This window comes from Daejeonella sp. AP26, assembly GCF_056680515.1.
On record NZ_CM155286.1, the window covers coordinates 3651049 to 3673000 of the forward strand.

Below are 21952 nucleotides of genomic sequence, written 5' to 3' on the forward strand. Positions count from 1 at the left end.
AGTATTCTTCTAGGCATCATTCCGTAAAACCTCAAGTGGTGGCTTGTTTAAAATACTTCGGCTATTAAACAAGCCGATTAGCACTGTGAGGCCGGTAATTATAATAAACAGAATAATTACCGGCAAAATGGTAGGGGTAAATACTGTTTCAAAACTATAGCGCGCCAATGCCCATGAAGCTGCCAGAGAAAGAATGATTCCTGTAAAGGCAGCCATACTTCCGAGGAAAAAGTATTCCATACCCGTAATTACCAGTATTTGCCTTCGGCTCGCCCCCAACGTTCTAAGAAGCACGCTCTCTTTTATTCGCTGAAATTTACTAATCAGCACAGACGCAATAAGAACAACAATCCCGGTGATGATACTGAAAGCAGCCATAAAGCGGATCACGAACCCGATCTTACTTAATATTTCATCTAATACACTTAATACAAGACCGAGGTCAATGATAGAGATATTTGGAAAATTTCTCACCACTGCCTGCTGGAAACCCGCTGACTGAGCATTGTCAGCAACCCTCGTGATCAGAACGTGGAACTGGGGAGCATCTTCAAGCACCCCGGAAGGGAATATCAGCAGGAAGTTGGTTTGAATCCTATTCCAGTCAACTTTTCGAAAACTTCCTACTATGGTTTCCACCGGCGCACCCTGTACATTAAAGGACAGCTTATCACCAATCTTAACACCAATGCGTTCACCAAATCCTTCTTCGAGCGATACATAAATTGGTTTCCCTGGTTCTGCCCTTCCGGACCACTTACCTTCCGTAATGGATTCAGATACTGAAAGACTATCGCGGTAGGTAACCCGGTATTCCCGCTCAAAAGCCCTTTTAGATATCCTTATCGTGCTATCTTTTTTCACATCCGAAGCAGATTTCCCATTGACTTCGTTCAACCTCATAGTTACAATTGGCACTTGCTGAAGCAAGGGAAGATTCATTTTTCTGGTCAACGCTGCTACCGAATCTTTCTGACTAGACTGAATATCAAACAGCACCATATTAGGCTGGTTCCCACTCGAAGAAAGAGTTACCCGGTTTATCAGTATATCCTGTACAAAAAATAAAGTGCAGATAAACGCTGTCCCCAATCCGATTGATACTACCAGGATGAGTGTCTGGTTATTTGGCCTGAATAAATTGGCGAATCCCTGTCTCCACAAATAACTCCATGAGGTTGGAAAAAATCTACGTGCCAGCCAGATTAAGGCGGCCGCCATCCCGGCCAGCACCAGGAAAGATGTTAATACACCTATCGTGAAATAAAGACTTTGCATCCAGCCACCAATCTGCAGATATGTGAAAATAAATACAAAAAGAATAATCACACCATACACCAGCCATTTCAGAGGATCCTTCAATATAGGAGTCTCTTCGAATGATAAACGCAAAGTATTCAAGGGGGAAATATTTCGCACCGATATCAGCGGTAACAGAGCGAACAAGAGCGATATGATCACTCCTAATAATATACCCTGTGCGATTGCGGTCCATGATATAGCGATAGTTATTTCAACCGGCAGGAAGTCTTTAAGCACAAGCGGCAAAAATTGCTGTACAAGCGCTCCAAGGAAGGCTCCTAATACGGAACCTATGAACCCGATTCCTACAATTTGAATTAAGTAAATAACAAATGCCTGCCTTGAACTGACGCCCAGGCAACGTAACACAGCCACCGTACTGATTTTTTCGCGAATATAAATGTGGATGGCACTCGCTACACCAATGCAACCTAGTAAAAGAGCAATGAAACCTACCAAAGCTAAAAATCGTGAAAGATCTTCAAAAGACCGGCCCGTATTTTCCTTGCGTGACTCAACTGTTTCATAGTCAAGCTCTGCTTTATCAAGGCGCGGCTCCAACCGCTTAACCAGCCGCTCTACATTAACACCTTTCTCAAACTGATAATAAAAATTGGTCGTAATACGGCTGCCCTTTTGTGAAAGACCCGTTTTATCAAGATAGCTAAGAGGGATAAAGACTGACGGAGCAACCGACGAGGCAAAACCGGTTTGACCAGGAGCTTTATTCAGAATTCCGGCTATCTTAAAAAGCACATTTCCAACCTTCACCGAGTCGCCTAGTGCGGCATTGAACTGTAACATCAACGTCTTGTCGACAAGCGCATCCTGGTTATTCCGGAAATTTTTGCCTGCTGAGGCAGGAGTTGTCTCAATATTTCCGTAATAAGGGTATTCGCCCTGAAGCGCCTTGATATTTACTAACCGTGTACCTTGATTCTTTGGAAAATAGATCATAGAAGCAAAGCTTCGCTCCTCCGAGCGCCTTTCCCCTAATTTCTGAAGCATAGGCAATGCTTCTTTCATTACCGGCTTATTAGTTTCAATCACCAGGTCGGCCCCGAGAAGCGACCTGGCCTGATTGTCTATGTCTTGCTTTAAATTATGTTCGAAAGAATAAATAGCCACTAGTGCGGCGATGCCCAGAACAATTGAAGAAATGAAGAGAAACAAGCGTGAGCGACTGCGGCGGCTGTCCCGGATGGCCATCAGAACCAGCCATCGAAAATTTAGCGGACTTTTAGCTGGCGTATAGTGTGAAGAAGTCTGCATATTAGTTTTGCTCTGCAGATTCGGCAATCTTGGCTTCATCAGACACGACGATGCCGCCTTTCAGCTTGATGATTCGCTGGGTTTTTGAAGCCAGATCCAGATCGTGTGTTACCAGTATCAGCGTGGTCCCAGCTTCTTTATTCAAGTCAAAAATTAGCTTTACCACTTTCTCACTTGTTTCAGCATCTAAATTCCCGGTCGGCTCATCTGCAAAAAGGATCTTAGGTTGATTCGAGAATGCTCGCGCAAGCGATACTCTTTGCTGTTCTCCTCCCGAAAGCTGAGCAGGGTAATGGTTAACCCGATCCGTAAGTCCCACCTTGTCAAGGAGATCAAGGGATCTTGCCCGAATGTTTTTTTCACCTCTTAATTCCAAAGGGACCATCACATTTTCAAGTGCAGTAAGGGTGGGCAGAAGCTGAAAGTTTTGAAATATGAACCCAACAAACTGATTTCGCACCTGCGCTCTCTGGTCTTCTGTAAGGTCGTCCAAACGAATGTTGTTGAGCTCAACCAATCCTGAACTTGACCGATCCAGGCCCGCACATAGGCCCAGCAAAGTGGTTTTTCCACTTCCTGAAGGCCCGACAATGGAAAGAGTCGAGCCGGCGGCTACAGAAAAGTTAATATTATCGAGCACGGTGAGTGTATGACCCGCGCTCTGATAAGTTTTACTTAAGCCTTCTACATTGAGTATATTTTCCACAAGTAATTTTAAATGTTAAAGTAAGTTTACCGGCTAATGTTACAGGTATTAGTATGATATTACCTGAAAATTACAAATTAGTTAAACTTATGCCACCCTGCTATGTTAAAAAAAACTTAGCCTGGATTCACAATAATTTCATCATGGTCAAGATCCATTTAAACTTAACTTTCATTCTATTATTGTTTTTTGCTGCTTGTACCAGTTCCCCAAATCAGGAAGCAAAATCAAAAGAGGATACTTCTGCCAATAAAAATAAAGCACACGCCGGGCCTATGAAAACAATTCTATTTTTTGGTAACAGCCTGACAGCCGGATACGGCCTTGAACCGGAGGAATCTTTCCCGGCGTTGATCCAGAACAAGATTGATTCGCTAAATCTGCCTTATAAAGTGGTTAACGCGGGCCTTAGCGGCGATACCTCTGCAGGCGGCAAATCCAGGATAGAATGGTTGCTAAAACAACCTGTTGATGTGTTCGTCCTGGAACTTGGAGCTAATGATGGATTAAGAGGTATACCTGTAACCGAAACCACTGCAAATCTTCAAAGCATTGTCGACCAGGTAAAAGCGAAGTATCCGCAGGCTAAGATGGTTATGACGGGAATGCAGGTGCCGCCAAACATGGGTGGCGTTTATGCCTCCCAATTCACTCAGATTTTTAAAAATATTGCCGAAAAGAACAATATGGCTTATGTGCCTTTCCTCCTGGAAAAAGTTGGCGGTGTCGCTGAACTAAATCAGTCCGATGGAATTCATCCTACTGCCGAGGGGCAGACTATTTTAGCAGAAAATGTATGGGCTGTACTTGAAGACATACTGGTACAGGAACTCTAAAGGTCTGCCTTTACTCATGTTCGTGTCTTGCCGCTAAGTTAGCGGCAAGACACGAACATGACCCGAACCAGTCCAGAACAAGGCCGCTTGAAATTGGGGATGTCTTATCCTGAAATAGCTTTGTCTTATTCTGAAATAGCTTTACGTATCGTGATCGTTCTGAAATCTTTAGTTTTATTAAAGTACTATTGAATTTAGATAAGATCAAGAGAATTAGTCTATGACTAGACTTCTGAAAACAGTTTGCGAAAGAAAGCTAATTTAATGTTTAACGGACGGTTTTTCGGGTTCTATTTCAAGAATTTCGAATGAAAAAGCTTCTTTAACGGGTTTTATTGGCGCATTATATTCTTCGCTAAGCACTTTGACAAAGCAGCCTCCATAATAAAAGATCATAGAGGAGTAGAAAACAAAAAGCAGGATCAGCACCGTAGAACCGGAAGCCCCATAAATGGAGCTAACATTACTATAGCCCATCAAAAACCTCAAAATGATTTTTCCCACGGTGAAAAGAATAGCAGTAAAAAATCCTCCGGCAACGGCATGACTAAACTTCGGCCTTCCAGCAGTTAAAAATCTGAATAGATTGGTAAACCAGATGGTAACGATGACTATGAATACTATCTCATTAATAATCCAGATAAAGAAAACGGCACCGGCACGCCAGATGTCTTTAAAGTAATCCGCCATTATTGCCTGGATTCCTTCTATAAATAGCCCCACAAAAAACAACAGACCCGCCAGGATAATAATGATTAAAGAGCGCCCGCGGTCTTTAAGCGTAAAGACTACGCCGGGATGCGCCCTGAGCTTAATCCCCCAGATTTGATCCAGAGAATGTTTGATCACTGCGAACAGCGTGGTGGCAACGAACATCAGAAAAATAAATCCGAACAGGGTTACGTACCAGTTTTGACCTAATGACCGAAAGCCTTCTAGTGTCAGCTTAATTTGCATGGCGCTTGTGTTGCCTAACACGTTGGCCAGCCTGTCGATGAGTTCTGAACCTATTTTACGAGGGTCTACAAAAACGCCAAACAGTTGGATAAGGATGATTAAGATTGCCGGTAAAGCAAATGTGGTGAAGAACGCGGTCGCACCGCCCATGCGCAATGGATCGTTCTCTTTAAGTTCGACAAAAGAACGGCGCATCAGGTGACCGAGGAATTTGACGCGTGAAAATATAGTTATAGAATGACTTTTAGACGGTGTCAATATTTTGAAGATAGTAATTTTTTAAAAGCCTGATTAAAAATCAAGAAAGCAGGCTTTGACGCAATAAAAACTCGAGCTGATCATTGGAAGTGGCCAGCTTTCCGTTCATTGTCTTTATTTCAAGGTCTTTGCAGTATGCTTCGTAGGCACTCTTTATAGTTGAATCCAAAGTTTCCTCGTTCCAGGGCTTACTTAGGTAATGATAAATTTTCCCCTTATTGACGGCGTCGATCACTGCGTTCATATCTGCATAACCAGTCAGTAAGATTCTGATAGGGTCAGGATATTTTTCCAGAACCTTTTCTAAAAACTCGATGCCCGTCATACCCGGCATACGCTGATCGGTAATGATGATCTCAACGGGTTTCTTCTCTAACACTTTCATCGCTTCAGCTGCACTCAACGCGATCATGACGTTGTACTTCAGGCGAAAGGTGGCCTTAAATGACATCAGGTTATTTTCTTCGTCATCAACATAAAGTAAATTGATCTTTTTATCAGACATTTGCGTACAAAGTATTTAATGCACAAAAATAGCATAAAGATATTTAAGATCGGGACGGGTTTTTTGTGGACTAGAATTCAAAAAAAAAACCGATTGATAGTTAAGGGGATATAAATGAAACAGTTACTGGGGGAAACAGTTAATAATGCCTTTAAGCCTTTATTTTACAGGCTGCATAAGGAAGAGGATAGAAAAAACTATGAAGAGCTTATTAATAGCAAGCAACCAATAAAGATTTTTGACCAGATTGAAAGTCAGTTACGAGAGTTCATTAATTGTCTAAATCCCTCGAAAGATATCATGGGTGAAGAATTAGCTGGATTTATTGACCGGCACCTTAATGGCTGCCCACAACACGAGTATGGAGTCTGGGTATATTATCCCTGGAATCAAAGCTTGGTCCATTTGCTTGATGAGGCGGAGTTCATCGAAGTACGCACCAACCGTAATCGCAATAAAATAACACAAGCTGAGCAGGATATCCTTAAAACCAAAGCCATTGGCGTGGTAGGATTATCCGTAGGACAGTCCATTGCTTTGACAATGGCAATGGAGCGTGTTTGCGGAGAAATACGCCTGGCTGACTTTGATACCGCAGATTTAAGTAATCTAAATCGTTTACGCACGGGTTTACACAATTTAGGACTTAAGAAAACGATAATTGCTGCACGCGAGATTGTTGAGATAGATCCATTCATAAAAGTTGTAATTTACAATGACGGCCTAACGTCCAGTAATATGGATAATTTTTTATTGCAGGGGGGTAAGTTAGATCTCCTTGTTGAGGTTTGTGACGGTCTTGAAACTAAGATTACCAGTAGAATCAGGGCTAGAGAATTAATGATCCCAGTCGTGATGGATACCAATGATCGCGGAATGCTGGACATCGAACGCTTCGACCTCGAGCCATCAAGACCTATACTTCATGGTTTAATAGGTAATTGCCCCCCTGAAGATTTCATCGGTTTAAGTGGGGCGGAAAAGATTTCGTTAATACTCAAAATCGTTGGAGCTGAAACGATTTCAGACCGCCTTAAAAGTTCCATGTCAGAACTTGGAAAAACTCTTAAGAATTTACCTCAACTAGCATCCTCAGTGGTGTTGGGTGGCGCCATTACAACTGATGCTGCACGCCGTATATTACTAAATCAGTATTCTCAGTCTGGACGATACTATATCGACACGGACAAACTTATCTCAGAAGAGCACGATACTCAACCTATACTACGACAGCAGCCGCAAGAAACCCGTTCCTGAAATTAGTGAGCATCAACATCCATCATCGATTAAAATTCACCAGGTAAATTAACAATGAATATTTATAAACCAGCTATAATACTGCAGAATAACCCACGGCTTAAACAGCGGGGATCGCAACTAAAAGATTCATAAAATGATCACAATCAGGGCGTTTAGAGCAATAGATGATTATGATGCGTGTGAGAAATTTATGCTTGGCCACCGAAAGGTGCTTGAGAATATTGGGATTCACAAATTGACCTCATCAAAAGATAATTGGATGGTTAATCCGGCAGTCTTTGTCACCATTGTAGAGTCGGAAGACCGTTCTAAAGTTTACGGAGGTGCTCGCGTAAATGTAGCCGGGGGAACTCAGCCTCTACCGCTTGAAGAAGCTACGGGGTATCTTGACCCTTCAGTTTATGATATCGTTAAAGGGCATGCCGTTACCGGGACGGGTGAAATCTGCGGACTTTGGAATTCGAGAGAAGTAGCTGGAATGGGCATTGGAAGTGTTTTCTTAACGCGGGCATGCGCTGCTATTTGCAGTCAGATCGGACTTCAGACCCTGTTTGGTTTAGCTGCTCCTTATACGGTGAAAATGGCGCAGGACGTGGGCTATGAAATCCTGAAAACTGTTGGCAACAATGGTACTTTTTACTATCCAAAGCTTGATCTTATTGCTACAGCATTAGTGCTTGAAGATGTGAAAACACTAAGAAAAGCGGAGCCATTTGAACAGGAGCGAATTTTTAGTTTACGAGCTGCGCCCAATCAACTAACAACAGAAGTATTACGGAAAAAAGAATTAGATATTCAATATAGCCTTGAGATTCCTCACATTGACGAATGGTATGAATCTGGTATCATTGAAAAATTGCTAATATAATGTGCAATATCATAAAGTTACTTTTCCTTCTCATAGTTGCGATCCTCGCCTCCAAAACTGTTGCAGCTCAGTCTACTGTTGTTTTTGATGAGCAAAATCAAAATGTATATATTGGCCGGCACGTGGATATCCATCAGGACTCGACCGAAGATTTGAGTTTTGGAACCATCAGAAACAATAAGCAGGAATTATTCAGGAGAAGCCAGGTAAACGTTCCGAATTTTGGGGTCAGCACATTTAACAGCTGGATCAGATTTAAACTAGTTAATAAGTCATCCGAGGACAAAGTTGTCCTTAACGTTGAAAACCCGACGATTGACGAGGTAACTTTATACCTCGTATATCCGGATAGCCGCATTGACAGCCTGTCAATTTCTGGAAGTGAACCGGTCAAAAACAGGGTTTATAACACTCAGTATTACATTTTTGATATTCATGTCGATCCAGGCAAGGCCGTTGTCTGCTATGTTAAAGTGAAGGGTAGCAAGCAAATACTCGCCCCGGTAACTATTCGGAACGATACAAACTTGTTAAGTTTTATAAGCAATGCAGATTTGTTTGCAGGAATCTACTTCGGGATTATGCTCGTTATGCTATTCTACAACTTGTTTATCTATGCATCAGTCCGGGATAGAAGTTACCTGGTATATGTGAACTATATCTTCTGGGTAACCCTAACACAAGCGACATTGCTAGGTTATTCACATCGCTTTTTATGGACCGACAATGTTTGGCTAGCTAACAATATGGTTACAGTCTGTGGTGCGCTGGTGGGTCTGGCTACTATCAGTTTCACGCGCTCATTCCTTCGCACCAAAATTTATCTCCTAAAGATTGATCCGTTACTAAATGTATTAAACCTGGGATACATCATTGCTTTGCTTGTTTTACTTGTGGGATATCAGGGTTGGGCGTATCATATAGTAGACGCGATGGCGGGCATTGGAGCGCTAGTAATCCTCGTTACAGGTTATAAGGTTTCCCGCAAAAAGTACAGACCAGCCAGATATTTTCTGGTTGCCTGGACTATCTTCCTTGTCTCGGTATTTTTATTTGTATTAAAAGATTATGGGATCTTGCCATATAATTTTTTAACAGTTCATAGCCTTCAGTTGGGTTCAGCCATTGAAGCGGTACTTTTATCATTTGCTTTGGCTGATCGGATCAACACACTTAAGAAAGAAAAAGAAGCGTCGCAAGAAGAGGCCTTAAAGGCAGCCCAGGAAAATGAGCGAATTATCCGGGAGCAAAACGTGATACTCGAAACTCGCGTGTCAGAACGTACCTTTGAATTAAATGAAGCAAACGAAGAACTCAGTCAGACGCTGGTTGACTTAAAAGAAGCTGAAAGCCAGCTTGTAGAGGCTGAAAAAATGGCTTCTTTGGGTCAGCTGACGGCGGGTATTGCGCATGAAATAAATAATCCAATCAATTTTGTTACGTCCAACGTAAACCCTCTTAAAAGAGATATTGATATATTGCTTGAGACTATCGACACAATCGAAACTGTTGCTTTGTCTTCAGATTCTCAGGATGATAAGCAGCAACGGATAGATGATTTGAAGGAGGAGATTGACTTTGATTATCTGAAGATGGAGATTGGTCACTTAATAAAAGGAATTCACGAAGGCGCTTCACGCACAGCTGAGATTGTGAAGGGCTTGCGAATTTTTTCAAGGCTTGATGAAGATGACTTGAAAAAAGCTAGCATCAATGAAGGCCTTGATTCAACTATTGTCATTGTCAATAATCTATTAACTAATCGAATAAGGCTTGTCAAAGATTATGCGGACATCCCGGAGATAGAGTGCTACCCTGGAAAATTGAATCAGGTTTTCCTTAACATTATTTCCAATGCTATACACGCCATTAGGAAAAGATACGGCGAAGAGCAGGGGGGGCAGATAAATATAACGACCTTATGTGATGACAACGGCATAGTCATTAAAATAGCTGATAATGGGACCGGCATGGATGAGATTACCAAAAAGAAAGTATTTGAACCATTTTTTACTACAAAAGATGTTGGGGAAGGCACCGGATTAGGAATGTCTATCGTTTATAATACCATCCGTAAACATCAGGGTGAAATTAGCATTGATACAACCGTGGGGGTTGGAACAGAGTTTATCATTGAGTTGCCCTATATCATGGCAGCTTTAGAAAATTAGTAAAGTGGATAAGCCGGAAAAAATAAAAGTTCTGTATGTGGATGATGAGATGAACAACCTCATTGGTTTTAAGGCATCCTTCAGATTACAGTATAATATTTTGATTGCTCAAAATAATAAAGAGGCCCTTGAGCAACTGACTAAACATCCGGATATCCGGGTTATTTTCTCGGATCAGCGAATGCCAGATGTTACCGGAGTTGAATTTTTTGAATCAATCAGGGGAGATTATCCGAAGCCTATCAGGATTTTAATAACCGGCTATGCAGATGTGGAAGCGGTTATTGATGCAATTAACTTAGGGAGTGTTTTCAGGTACGTGAAAAAGCCCTGGTCTGAAGCAGATATCATGACGGCTATTAATGAGGCCAACAAGTTCTACGTGGCGAATTTGCTTATGGAATCGAAAAACACTGAACTTCAGATAGCATATGATGAACTCGACAAATTTGCCTATAGCGTAACGCACGATATGCGTAATCCGTTGCTAAGCATTCTGGGCGCTGTAGAGTTATCAAAGGACATGAATGACATGTCGGAGATCCGTGAGATGCTTGGCTTGATTAAAGAATCAGTTGGAAACCTGGATGCATATATTCAGAATATACATGATTATTACAATGTAAACCGCGGCCAGCTTGAGATTTCAGAGATTGATTTCAATGATATCGTCAAAGAACAGCTAGAAACTCACCGGCTTACGGCTAAAATGAAACATGTAAACTTTAGTACGAAAATCGTACAGAATGAAGCTTTTCGCGGCGACGCCATGTCAATGAAAATCATACTTAATAATCTGCTATCCAACGCTTTTAAGTATCAGAAAAAGGATCGCGCAGATAAAAATGTGGATCTGGAAATCACTGTTGATTCAGGAGAATTAACTATGCTCATCAAAGATAATGGGATCGGCATATCAGGTAATCATATCGGTGACATTTTCAATATGTTTTTCCGGGCTACCTCCCAGGACGTAGGTTCCGGTTTTGGACTTTATAATGTAAAAGATGCATTACTAAAACTAAACGGAGAAATAAAAGTTGACTCTGTATTAAACGAGGGCACAACTTTTACTGTGAAAGTCCGTAATAAATAATAATGTCATCTGTACTTGTCAATTTTATTGTGATCGACGATAGTCGTCTGGATTGTTTTATTTCTGAAAAAATAATCAAAAACACGGGCTACTCGAAGTCTCTACGCAGTTTCACTGAAGCTGAAGAAGCTTTAAAATTCATCAAAGACACTCCTCTTATAAGCGCTGATGAGCATAAGACGGTCATTTTGCTCGACATACAGATGCCATTAATGAGTGGATTTGATTTTGCCGAGGCATTTGAAAGATTGCCCGACGATAAAAGATCTGCCTATATGATCTTTATGATATCATCATCGACTAATGAAACAGATCGTATGCGGATCGGAAATTACCCATCTATTATTAATTTGTATAAAAAACCAATTGATAAAGAAATTATAGAAGAATTAGTTATGAGGGTTAGCCCAGGCTAAAGATATTTTTTATACAGGTTATATAGTACTTGTTTGTCATACTCATTCAGCATTGGGCTTATGTCTGATTGTATAAAATGCAGTTTGAAAGCCCGGATTGCAAAGTCGAGATTCTTTACATCATACCCAATAATTCTTAAAGCTTCCTGTGGATTGAACGTTTCTGGAACAGAATCTAAGACAAGGTCTGGCCATAATCCATAGCCGCTATCTGCCAATTTCTTCCATGGAAAGTTTGAATTAGGATCCACTTTTCTCCCCGGTGCAATATCTGAATGTCCGATAAAGTTAGTGGCAGGTATGCCATAATTCTTCTTCAATTGGGCAAGCACTTTCAGCAAGCCACTAATCTGTGTATCTGAGAAAGGTTCGAAACCGTTATTATCAAGTTCAATACCAATAGAAGATGAATTTATATCAGTTGCATTACCCCATTTGCTAGCGCCGCCATGCCATGCTCTTAAGTAATCATTCAACATATGATACACTTTTCCATCACGACCAATAACATAGTGCGCACTTACTTGCGTACGCGGCAACGTAAATGTCTTGAGAGTTTGATCTGTAGAAGCTTGGGCTGTGTGATGTATTATCACATAATTCGGTTTCCGTAACCCAAAGTTTGTAGTCCCAACCCACTCTGAAGGAGAGGGTTCTGTTGGAATCTGTCTGATTACTTTTGAGAGCTGCTTGCTCTGCTTCTTATAGGCTCTGTTGGTAACAGCGTAGGGATTTGTAACGCAGGAAGTAATTAATGTTGTTAAGACAATTAGATATCCTAAAGTATCGGTCCTTCTCATTTGATGTTAGATTAAACCGCAAGTATAATAAGTAGTTCACAAATCGCCGGTTTAGAAGTTAATTTCCTTGTAACATTAGTAAGACAGTGTTTGCAAAAAGAAAATCAAGTAACTAACAGTAAACGCTTTACGTATATCATGTTAACGAATCTTAATTATACGGTGAAACCGGAAAGCTTTTATTTCGTCAAAATAAATAAATTAGACGTTGTAACACGTTTTGTATGCATAAAACCTCTACCCCTAAACCTTCCCGTTTATTTTATCTTGATTGGTTGCGTGTTATTGCGTTTGGAATTCTCGTTCTGGTTAACTGTGCAGAAGTTTTCGCCGGCACCCATTGGTGGATTTCAAACACGGAAACAAATCAAACAATTGCTATCGTTCTAAAATTTTTTCGGCAATGGCGTATGCCTTTGTTGTTTATCATTTCTGGCGTTGCTGTATCTATGTTATTAGAAAAGAGAAGTATTTTACAATTTGTCGACGATAGGTTAATGCGAATATTTATACCATTAATCGCTGGTATGATAGTCGTAATTCCGCCAATGATATTTTTTATATGGCGATTTGAAGGAGACCTGGAATCGATCCAAGACTTTTATCTTCGCCTGTTAAACCCTGAATGGTTTCCGCGCGGCAATTTTCACTGGCTTCACCTTTGGTATCTGGCTTTTATCTTCATTTTCAGCATAGCCATTTTACCGTTCACTTCCTTCCTGAAAACCAAAACCGGGCAGTCAATGCTTGCTGCGGCCACCAGTTCTATGAGCCGCCCAGCTGTGCTCTTTCCAGTGATCCTACTGTTGCACCTGCCCTATTACATCTCTTCGAATTTTGTAAAAAGTGATAATATAACTGACTTATTGTATTATATTCCATATTTCTTTTTTGGTTCCCTATTCTTTATTCGACCTCAAATAAGGGCAGTTTTTAAGGAAAAGCGCACTGCAGCACTACTAGCAGGAACGGCTACAACGATAATTCTTTACAGCCTTGTATGGCTGCAGTTTGACTCCCCAGTCAATACATTTGGTATCAGGGAATGGGTACAAGGGCCTCTATTGCTACCACTAATTTCTTTAAACCAATGGTTTTGGGTAATTGCACTCGCCGGATTTGCCATGCGTTACCTAAACTTCGGAAACAGGTTTCTAACCTATGCGAATAGTATTGTTTATCCATTTTACATCTTTCATCAAACCATCATAATAGCACTGGCTTACTATCTGATACCCATGGATGCATCAATTCTTACCAAGTTTTGTCTAATCATTGCAGGAACATTGACGATCATCTTGCTAACCTATGAGATGTTACTGAAACGATTTATGATTTTAAGGTTGATGTTTGGGATAAAAACCAATCTGACATTGAGTGAGAGCTTCCCACGATCGGTGGACTATGTAAGTAAATTTCTGCCTCAATTGAGTTTTATCAATCGCAAACGGATAGATCCCAGCTAAAGCGATGATGATGAGGCTTGCAGGTTTTAGCTATATTTATAGCTGATTAACATCAGAAATATGAAATTTAACTTCACATCCAATATTTTGTTAATGGCGCTGTCAGCAAGTATTGGACTATCGGCATGCAATCGTAATCCCCAAACAAACGATGAAAAAATTAAAGAAAAAAATGCTGATTCATTGTTAGGCTATGTTGCCGACCGCTTACCAATCTACGAAAAAGTAAAATTAACTACCAATCTGGAGACCTTGACAGATAACGAACGTAAGATGATTCCATTGCTGATTGAAGCAGCGAAGGTGATGGATAATTTATTTTGGAAACAAGCCTACCCGCAGCGCGACAGCCTTTTAAAGGAAGTAAAAGACCAGAAGACAAAGGAGTTTATATCTATCAACTACGGTCCCTGGGATCGCTTAAATGGTGATAAGCCATTTGTTGCAGGAATAGGACCGAAACCAGATGGAGCTGGCTTTTACCCAGCAGATATAAGCAAAGAGGAATTAGAAGAATCTAGCGTTAAAGATAAAAGTGGACAATATTCTGTCATTCGCAGGAACACATCCGGTCAGCTTGAATCTATCCCTTACCATGTATTTTATAAAGATGACCTGCAAAAAGCATCAAACCTGTTAAAACAGGCATCTGTTCTTGCTGAAGATGCGGGTTTAAAGAAATATCTTACTCTCAGGTCAGAAGCGTTGATGAATAGTAATTATACCGCAAGTGACTATGCTTGGATGGACATGAAGAATAATGGTATTGATCTAATCATTGGACCCATCGAAAATTACGAAGATAAGTTATTAAGCACCCGAACATCATTCGAGGCCTATGTGCTTGTAAAAGATAAAGAATGGAGCAAACGATTGGAGAAATACGTATCCATGCTACCTGAATTGCAGCGGGGTTTACCGGTTGACCAAAAATATAAAAATGAAACACCGGGTACTGAATCTCAATTGAATGCATATGACATCATCTATTATGCAGGAGATTGTAATGCAGGCTCTAAAACAATTGCAGTGAATTTGCCTAACGATGAGGAGATACAACAGAAAAAAGGCACCCGACGGTCACAATTAAAGAATGCGATGCGTGCTAAGTTTGACAAGATATTGTTGCCTATCTCCGGAGAACTAATTGACAAGGAACAACAGAAATACGTAACATTTGATGCTTTCTTCTCCAACGTAATGTTTCATGAAGTAGCCCATGGGTTAGGTATTAAATCGACGGTAAATGGCAAAGGCTATGTTCGAACTGCTTTACAGGAACAGGGATCGTGGCTTGAGGAAGGTAAGGCAGATATACTTGGTTTATATATGGTTACTTCACTTCTGAAAAAAGGAGAGCTACAGGGCGATATAAAAGATTTCTACACAACTTTTATGGCAGGGATATTACGCTCAGTGCGTTTTGGAGGAGCAAGCGCCCATGGAAAGGCAAACATGCAATGCTTCAACTTCTTTGAGGAAAAAGGTGCTTTTGAGCGCTCTCAAAACGGTACCTACAAAGTAAACTTTGACAAGTTTGCAACAGCAATGAATGATTTAAGTCGCGAAATTTTAACGTTACAGGGTAATGGCGACAAAGCTGGAGTGGAGAAACTGCAGAAAGAAAAAGGAATTATCAGCAATCAGCTTCAGCAGGATCTCAACCGTCTGGGAGAAAAAGGAATTCCTGTGGATGTAGTTTTTGAACAGGGAGTAAACGTACTTGGATTGAACTAGTATTATTTTTGAACCTTGCTTTTTACACTGCTGTGAATCGCAAACTATTGTTTTATCTATCTTTGTTTATCTGACATTATCTTTTAACTATGAAAACCATTTATATTCTTGTCATAATAGTATTAATAGGAGCTTCCGTATTCACCTATGTGTACACCAGGGATTCCCAAAAAACTGAAGCAATACCTAATGCTCAAAACACCCAAGATCCCACCGCTGAGGGCTTCACCGCGCCGGTAATTAATACTACTGCACAAGAAGGCTTGAATCCTGAACATGGACTTCCGGGACACCGATGTGATCTACCTGTTGGTGCTCCATTAACTGTTACCGCAGAGCAAAAGGTTGCTGCGCCGGCTAAACCAAAAAATAATCCTCAGCACGGCATGCCTGGCCACCGTTGTGACCTGGCCGTTGGAGCGCCTCTTTAGTAAATACTTTCTTAAATCACTTTACAAATAAGCAGATGCTTTTTAAAAAATTAGTCTGGCTTAGCTGCCTGGCGCTAACAATATTCGGCTGTGGCATTAATAAGCAGGCTAAACAACTTCAAACTCTTGAGGACTGCATCTATGAGATCCGTTCAGCAGATAGCATTTACATAGCGGGGAAAGATGTAAGCAAAATGATCAGCAACAACGCCATCAACATTGGGAGCATGCCGGAAGTTGCCTGGGCTTATCTACAGAGGAACATTCCTTTGAAGGCACGAATCAATCTTAAAATTAAAAACCCTACGCAGCAAGATGCTGCAATTAACCGATTTGAATATCAGGTTTTGGTTAAAGGACAACAACTGGCTAACGGATTGGTCAATCAAAAAGTTAGCATCGCTGCGGGCGACTCCATAATTGTTCCTGTAAGCATTAATGCAAATATTTACCAAATCTTATCTAATGGGAATACCATGCAGGAAATTGTTGACTTCATGAAAGGTGGCAATGACTCGGCAACCGAAAGAAAGGGAATTGTAACCTTGAAGATCAAACCTTCAATTGCAATTGGTGATAACCTTGTAAACTATCCGGGTTATATTACAATTGAAAAAGAAGTGAGCAGCAAGATTCTCTTCTAGGTAAGTCTACCTCTGAATTTCGGGATTTCTCCCAGACTGATCTTTCCTTTCGGGCGAGTAATTTAAACCAGGCGTTAACCAATACAAAAGTACTACGCGGGAATACCGGTAGTTAAATGGCGATAATAAAACTACAGCTGCAAAAATAACCCCAATGTATATCCATGGGGAATTCTCTTCACCAGTAAAAAAGTAAGTAAGCATCCCTACTGCAACCATCTGGATCACGTTGAATGCGTAGCTAACAAACATTGCCACATAAAAATACCCTGGTTCCCGCTCAAACTTCAATCCGCAATGAGGACAATATTCGTTCATAACCTGGGTTTTAAAGCCATACATTGAATTCGCGAACATATTACCCTGCCGGCAACGCGGACACTTTGATTGCAAGGCCGCAGTCAGTTTTGAAATTTCGTTAGAAGCGGGTTTACTTTTCATTGTATTTTATTGATTTCCGACTTTATGAAGTGGCGGGATGAACGCCTTTGATTCCTATTACGCAAAGATACAAACAGCATATTAAGCCCTGATAATAATTACAGTTCATTTCGTAAACTTTACAATTCAGTTCCAATACGAACATCGGTAAAGAAAAAAGCCGCTCCAAGTCCTTTGAACATGGAGCGGCTTAGTAACAAGTGATTATAAAAAATTATTCCACTCCACCTTTTCTTGTCGGCGATCTTTGTTCAGGCCACGTTGCAGGCGCACCAGTGCGCGGATTAAGTGGCAGAACACTCCGGTCACGTGAAGTCTTTACAGAATCCTCGCTTGCCATGTAAGCCATAATTGCCGTTAGAATTGCGTTACTCCGAACATCATCAAAGACAATTTTATCGTAAGTGTCGCGGTTAGTATGCCAGGTATAGGTAGGATAATCCCAGCTTAAAGAACTTAGCGAAAATGCGGGAACGCCTGCTGCCACAAAGGATGCAAAATCGGACCCACCACCAAAAGGAGTTCCGGGGAATGTTGTTTTAATTTCATCCCGGATGTTTTCAGGCACACTACTTAGCCAGCGGCCAAGATAATCGTACGAATTCAAGAACCCCTGGCCTGCAAGATTTACTACTCTTCCAGTACCATTATCCTGATTAAAAACAGCTTGAATATTTTTGACAATCTCAGGATGATCTTCAACGAAAGCACGCGAACCATTCAGTCCTTGTTCTTCGCTTCCCCAATGACCTACAAGGATGGTACGTTTAGGATTTGGGTATAGCTTCTTTAGGATGCGCATTGCTTCCATCATAGTTATTGTACCAGTCCCATTATCCGTTGCACCGGTAGCGCCATCCCAGGAATCAAAATGGGCAGAAAGAACTACATACTCATCCGGCAGCTCAGTTCCTCTAATCTCGGCAATGGTATTAAAGTTTGGCACCATACCTAACTTCTTTGAATCAGCACGGACGGTTATTTTTGGTTTGTTGCCTGATTCAACCAACCGATAGAGCATACCGTAGTCTTCCAGAGCAATATCAACGGTAGGTATTTTGTTAGTACTTGCTCCAAAAATCTTGTTAACTCCGAAACCTCCTGACCAGTTTGAGCCAACAATACCTGCAGCGCCAGCTTTCTCGAGCGCTTGCGCTAATGTCTTAGTATTGTAACCAGTTTTACTTATCCGTTTACGCCAGGCAGCAGTTAATGTTGTCCGCTCCTGCTTCATCTTTTCAAGCGACTCCTTAGTTGCATACTTTTCCCAATTGCTTTCATCTCTTCCTGTAGGCTGGTTCATCGAAATCAAAACAAACTTTCCCTTAACGTTGGGTAGCCAGTTTTGGAAAGCCAAAGAGTCAGCTACGTCTGCTATAATTATCAATTCTGCGGTAACCCCCTTGTTTGAAGTTGCAGGACTCCAAGCTAGCTGGGTACCTTCAAGAGATTTAATTCGGGGGGAAACCATCGTAATCTGAGATGGGCCGCGTTCCCAACCTCTCCATTCACCCCATTTTTCATTTTTAGCTGTGATTCCCCAGCTTTTATATTTCTCGACAGCCCATTTATTTGCCTGAGTCATCTGTGGGGTTCCAACTAAACGAGGCCCAATTACATCAAGCAACTCATGTGCGAGCAATTCCAGCTGCGAATTATCTGTCGCTTCCTTTACAATACTTTCAACGACCGGGTTTTTGCTTTGAGCAAAAGAAACATAACCAGTAAACATGAAGACGATGCACAAAAGCTTCCTCGTCTTCCCAGAATGTTGTATTCTAATAAAACTATATCTTTCCATGTCGCTAATATATTCAAATGCTTATCAATAGGAAAAGCGGGTAACTAGTTTGATACGTTTAGTTTATAAATGTCAAACAATAAATGAATTTTTCCCTTTATTGATACGCACCGATGATGTTTTTGTAATTTTCCAATTACTGACCGGGAAACTATATTATATATGAATGAAATGCCAGTAACCGTAAAACGATCTCTTGAATTGTTGGGTTTATTTCTCGTGGGCGCGCTAATTGTACTGGGAAAGGATATTATCATGCCAGTACTGCTTGCTTTTTTTGTGAGCATTTTACTGCTGCCTGTTTATCGTTTCTTCAAGAAAAAAAGATTTCCCGAGATCCTGGCGATATTATTACCGATTCTATTGCTCGCTTTCTTTCTCGCTGGAATCGTTTGGTTTTTCTCATCGCAGATCGGCTCCCTGGTCGCTGACTTTCCAAGTATAAAATCAAATGTGAATAAGCACTTAGCATCTTTGAGCGCCTGGGTAAACGATGTTTTTGATTACTCTACCACCGAGCAACTCAAATTGATAAACGAGCAGAGTGAAAAGATGCTTAGCTCCGCAGGAAACATATTAGGAGGTGCTGCCGGTTCTTTAACAAATCTTTTTCTGTTCTTTGGATTGCTTCCCATTTACATCTATTTGATGCTTTTCTATAAAAATCTCTTACTCCGATTTGTTTTTATGTGGTTCGAATCCTCAGATCATAAGAAAGTTGAAGAGGGAATGAAAGAGACAGAAGTAATCATAAAGAGCTACTTGATTGGATTGCTTATTCAGATTACCTACATCACCGTTTTGCTGGGAGGAATACTATTGTTGTTCGGCATAAAACATGCCTTACTTATAGGGGTAATTTTTGCTTTGTTGAACTTAATCCCTTACATAGGTGCCTTATTCGGAAACCTGATTGGCGTTCTGCTGACGTTAACGTCCTCCCAGGAATTGACTCCTATCATTACGGTGCTACTAACGATAGCATTCGTGCAGTTTCTAGACAATAATATATTGATGCCACGTATTGTAGGTTCAAAAGTTAAGATTAATGCACTGAGTGCTATATTGGGAGTGTTTATAGGGGGGGCGTTAGCTGGAATCTCTGGTATGTTTATGGCTCTACCAATTATTGCGGTTTTAAAAATAATCTTTGACCGCACGGAAATGTTTAAACAATGGGGTGTACTGTTAGGAGATGATTTACCGAATAAGAGTCCAATGAGTTTCCCTAGATTCCGGATAAAGAAGAATATAGCTTCGTCAGAGGCAAACACTACAGATTGATAATTTTGTAGATATTATTATCTTACTCTTTTGCAGTCTGCCTTTAAAAACTCAATACTGAACGCTGCGGTGTCTGTTAGTACTTCTAGCCCGGTGTTTAAGTCATAGCTGGTTTTCTTTTGCAACAATTTATTGTCTTCGAGCCTGAATTCATAAGAGTTAGAATCGTTGATTCCCTCCTGCTGATAGTGCCATGTCCCTTTGATCAGGTTTCCAGATTTCACACCTGTCACTGTACCAATACGAGAATCTTTTTCATAAGGAAAATTCGAAAAATTGCCTGTAACATTATCCCCTTTTATGATTAATTTCACGTAAGCAGTATCTTGGTTTTCTAAACCACTATAACTACTAAAACATAGTGTGTCTGCTATTTCAGCATTGCCATTTCTCTTAGATTCAACTGCCTTCTGACTATTACTCTGGTTGCAGGCTGAGATAACGCATATAACTGCAGACCAAAAAAGTAGCTTTTTCATGATTTTGAATTAAAAAAAGCCGGAGATAATTCCCCGGCTTCATATTCACTGTTCCTTGTTTATAAAATATTATTTCTTAACCATATTGTAAACAATATAGCCTGTTCCACCACCGTATTGAACCGGTGCTTTTAAAATTAAGTTATCGCCGTCTGCACTAGCCACCTGCAACTTATACCCGGCGTCTACGTTTTTTGCTTTCTCACCTTCTTGCAATTTTTTAAACGTAAACTCAGGAGTACCTGCATTTGAATTTAATCCCCAAAAAATAGACTGAACAGTTCCATTAGTTAAAGCATAGATCCCCTTGCCACTATTAGTAAGAGTCCAGGTACTGCCCTGAAATACGCTAGCCGGCCCTTGATCGAAAACTGATTGCACTGCGCTTTCTACAATACCTTCATAAGTAATTGAGTTAACCGTCCATGTTCCGGTTATTTTTCCCCTGCCAATAGTAGTGTCAGTTGCCGTAGCATTTCGGGTTGACGAACAAGCAGTAATCATAACCGCCGCAGTAAATAAAAGCGCAATAGAATAAATTATTTTTCTCATGATTTTCAATTTTTGTATTAAGGTCAATACATTAACCTTGCCAAATTAATGGTTATTAAATCACCGATCCAAAAATCACAAATTGTTCAGTTTGAAATAGCCCAGATGCAATTTATCTGGCTCTCCGACCGCATTGGTGGCTGACAAACTAATGGAATATTGTTGTTTTATATCTGCCGGAAGGATTTCACTTATTTCATAGATATCATCTACATCGATACCGAACTTATCATCAATGTGTGATTCGGCCCCTGTGAAGCGCATATGCTTACAAAAAACAGTCTGTTTAGCATTTACTATCGCTAAATTCTTATCTATCGCAGGCGTTAAAATCTTATAATGAAATTCGTCAAACTCACCATCTTTATATCCTCCCAGATTTATGAAAAACAACTTAATTTTCGGGATTGCAAGCCTGTGATTTTCAATGTCGCGCCGTACTATATCGACACGATAATTGTCGATCAGAGTAACTTCACGCCAGGCATCTATATGAATTTTACCGTTCGCTTCAGGCCAGAAATTAAGAATTTGTGGCACCGTATCCCTAATGCTTGATGCAATAGCGAAATAAACGTCATGTTGTTCTGTATTTCTTCCCGGAGGAGTACAGCCGAGCAAGAGCATAAAAAGTTTTAAAGAAGGCATATAGTTATTGGAAACTCAAAAT

At 40.7% G+C, this 21952-nt stretch carries 21 protein-coding genes; 11 read left to right on the forward strand and 10 right to left on the reverse strand.

What is annotated here, in order from left to right:
* Nucleotides 1-9: 9 nt before the first annotated feature.
* Together AC1MCB_RS15605 and AC1MCB_RS15610 are read right to left on the reverse strand one after the other, a co-directional pair.
* Nucleotides 10-2574 carry an ABC transporter permease gene (locus tag AC1MCB_RS15605; protein ID WP_479965639.1) on the reverse strand — a complete coding sequence of 855 codons (2565 nt, stop codon included), beginning with the start codon at nucleotides 2572-2574 and terminating at the stop codon, nucleotides 10-12.
* Between the two features lies 1 nt (nucleotide 2575).
* The gene (locus AC1MCB_RS15610) at nucleotides 2576-3280 is read right to left on the reverse strand and encodes an ABC transporter ATP-binding protein (RefSeq protein ID WP_479965640.1); all 705 of its coding nucleotides are present in this window, start codon (nucleotides 3278-3280) and stop codon (nucleotides 2576-2578) included.
* A 275-nt stretch (nucleotides 3281-3555) separates the two neighbouring features.
* Here AC1MCB_RS15610 and AC1MCB_RS15615 point away from each other — a divergent pair, with 275 nt between their 5' ends.
* The gene (locus AC1MCB_RS15615; protein ID WP_479965641.1) at nucleotides 3556-4116 is read left to right on the forward strand and encodes an arylesterase; all 561 of its coding nucleotides are present in this window, start codon (nucleotides 3556-3558) and stop codon (nucleotides 4114-4116) included.
* Between the two features lie 261 nt (nucleotides 4117-4377).
* Here AC1MCB_RS15615 and AC1MCB_RS15620 read toward each other — a convergent pair whose 3' ends face one another.
* Nucleotides 4378-5268: a YihY/virulence factor BrkB family protein gene (locus AC1MCB_RS15620; RefSeq protein ID WP_479965642.1), complete on the reverse strand. Its 891-nt coding sequence runs from the start codon at nucleotides 5266-5268 to the stop codon at nucleotides 4378-4380.
* Nucleotides 5269-5371: 103 nt separating this feature from the next.
* The gene (locus AC1MCB_RS15625; protein ID WP_479965643.1) at nucleotides 5372-5836 is read right to left on the reverse strand and encodes a response regulator; all 465 of its coding nucleotides are present in this window, start codon (nucleotides 5834-5836) and stop codon (nucleotides 5372-5374) included.
* A gap of 114 nt (nucleotides 5837-5950) precedes the next feature.
* Here AC1MCB_RS15625 and AC1MCB_RS15630 point away from each other — a divergent pair, with 114 nt between their 5' ends.
* From AC1MCB_RS15630 to AC1MCB_RS15650, 5 genes are all read left to right on the forward strand, one after another.
* Complete coding sequence (locus AC1MCB_RS15630) at nucleotides 5951-7093, forward strand: ThiF family adenylyltransferase (RefSeq protein WP_479965644.1); 1143 nt, start codon at nucleotides 5951-5953, stop codon at nucleotides 7091-7093.
* A 136-nt stretch (nucleotides 7094-7229) separates the two neighbouring features.
* Nucleotides 7230-7964, forward strand: a complete 735-nt coding sequence (locus tag AC1MCB_RS15635) for a hypothetical protein (protein ID WP_479965645.1) — start codon at nucleotides 7230-7232, stop codon at nucleotides 7962-7964.
* On the forward strand, nucleotides 7964-10135 hold the full coding sequence (locus tag AC1MCB_RS15640; RefSeq protein ID WP_479965646.1) for a sensor histidine kinase: 2172 nt from the start codon (nucleotides 7964-7966) through the stop codon (nucleotides 10133-10135). Before AC1MCB_RS15635 ends, AC1MCB_RS15640 begins: the two co-directional genes overlap by 1 nt.
* A gap of 4 nt (nucleotides 10136-10139) precedes the next feature.
* Complete coding sequence (locus AC1MCB_RS15645) at nucleotides 10140-11231, forward strand: hybrid sensor histidine kinase/response regulator (RefSeq protein WP_479965647.1); 1092 nt, start codon at nucleotides 10140-10142, stop codon at nucleotides 11229-11231.
* A 2-nt stretch (nucleotides 11232-11233) separates the two neighbouring features.
* The gene (locus tag AC1MCB_RS15650) at nucleotides 11234-11647 is read left to right on the forward strand and encodes a response regulator (RefSeq protein ID WP_479965648.1); all 414 of its coding nucleotides are present in this window, start codon (nucleotides 11234-11236) and stop codon (nucleotides 11645-11647) included.
* Here the strand turns inward: AC1MCB_RS15650 and AC1MCB_RS15655 are convergent.
* On the reverse strand, nucleotides 11644-12447 hold the full coding sequence (locus AC1MCB_RS15655) for an N-acetylmuramoyl-L-alanine amidase (protein WP_479965649.1): 804 nt from the start codon (nucleotides 12445-12447) through the stop codon (nucleotides 11644-11646). The genes AC1MCB_RS15650 and AC1MCB_RS15655 overlap by 4 nt on opposite strands.
* Nucleotides 12448-12671: 224 nt before the next feature.
* Between AC1MCB_RS15655 and AC1MCB_RS15660 the strand changes: the two genes are divergently transcribed.
* The 4 genes from AC1MCB_RS15660 (at nucleotide 12672) to AC1MCB_RS15675 (ending at nucleotide 16725) form a co-directional block, all read left to right on the forward strand.
* Complete coding sequence (locus AC1MCB_RS15660; RefSeq protein WP_479965650.1) at nucleotides 12672-13913, forward strand: acyltransferase family protein; 1242 nt, start codon at nucleotides 12672-12674, stop codon at nucleotides 13911-13913.
* A 60-nt stretch (nucleotides 13914-13973) separates the two neighbouring features.
* On the forward strand, nucleotides 13974-15650 hold the full coding sequence (locus tag AC1MCB_RS15665) for a dipeptidyl-peptidase 3 family protein (RefSeq protein WP_479965651.1): 1677 nt from the start codon (nucleotides 13974-13976) through the stop codon (nucleotides 15648-15650).
* Nucleotides 15651-15739: 89 nt separating this feature from the next.
* A complete protein-coding gene (locus tag AC1MCB_RS15670; protein ID WP_479965652.1) occupies nucleotides 15740-16081 on the forward strand; it encodes a hypothetical protein in 342 nt (113 codons plus the stop codon).
* A gap of 35 nt (nucleotides 16082-16116) precedes the next feature.
* The gene (locus AC1MCB_RS15675) at nucleotides 16117-16725 is read left to right on the forward strand and encodes an LEA type 2 family protein (RefSeq protein WP_479965653.1); all 609 of its coding nucleotides are present in this window, start codon (nucleotides 16117-16119) and stop codon (nucleotides 16723-16725) included.
* Nucleotides 16726-16731: 6 nt separating this feature from the next.
* Here AC1MCB_RS15675 and AC1MCB_RS15680 read toward each other — a convergent pair whose 3' ends face one another.
* Entirely contained in the window at nucleotides 16732-17166 is a 435-nt protein-coding gene (locus tag AC1MCB_RS15680; RefSeq protein ID WP_479965654.1) for a DUF983 domain-containing protein, read from the reverse strand.
* Nucleotides 17167-17380: 214 nt separating this feature from the next.
* Entirely contained in the window at nucleotides 17381-18967 is a 1587-nt protein-coding gene (locus tag AC1MCB_RS15685; RefSeq protein ID WP_479965655.1) for a M20/M25/M40 family metallo-hydrolase, read from the reverse strand.
* 162 nt (nucleotides 18968-19129) lie between these two features.
* Here AC1MCB_RS15685 and AC1MCB_RS15690 point away from each other — a divergent pair, with 162 nt between their 5' ends.
* Nucleotides 19130-20251, forward strand: coding sequence for an AI-2E family transporter (locus tag AC1MCB_RS15690; protein ID WP_479965656.1), 1122 nt, complete (start codon nucleotides 19130-19132; stop codon nucleotides 20249-20251).
* 17 nt (nucleotides 20252-20268) lie between these two features.
* Here the strand turns inward: AC1MCB_RS15690 and AC1MCB_RS15695 are convergent, their stop codons facing one another.
* From AC1MCB_RS15695 to AC1MCB_RS15705, 3 genes are all read right to left on the reverse strand, one after another.
* Nucleotides 20269-20730: a hypothetical protein gene (locus AC1MCB_RS15695; protein ID WP_479965657.1), complete on the reverse strand. Its 462-nt coding sequence runs from the start codon at nucleotides 20728-20730 to the stop codon at nucleotides 20269-20271.
* Nucleotides 20731-20799: 69 nt separating this feature from the next.
* On the reverse strand, nucleotides 20800-21282 hold the full coding sequence (locus AC1MCB_RS15700) for a hypothetical protein (protein WP_479965658.1): 483 nt from the start codon (nucleotides 21280-21282) through the stop codon (nucleotides 20800-20802).
* 75 nt (nucleotides 21283-21357) lie between these two features.
* Nucleotides 21358-21930: a DUF1543 domain-containing protein gene (locus AC1MCB_RS15705; protein ID WP_479965659.1), complete on the reverse strand. Its 573-nt coding sequence runs from the start codon at nucleotides 21928-21930 to the stop codon at nucleotides 21358-21360.
* Between the last annotated feature and the right edge of the window lie 22 nt (nucleotides 21931-21952).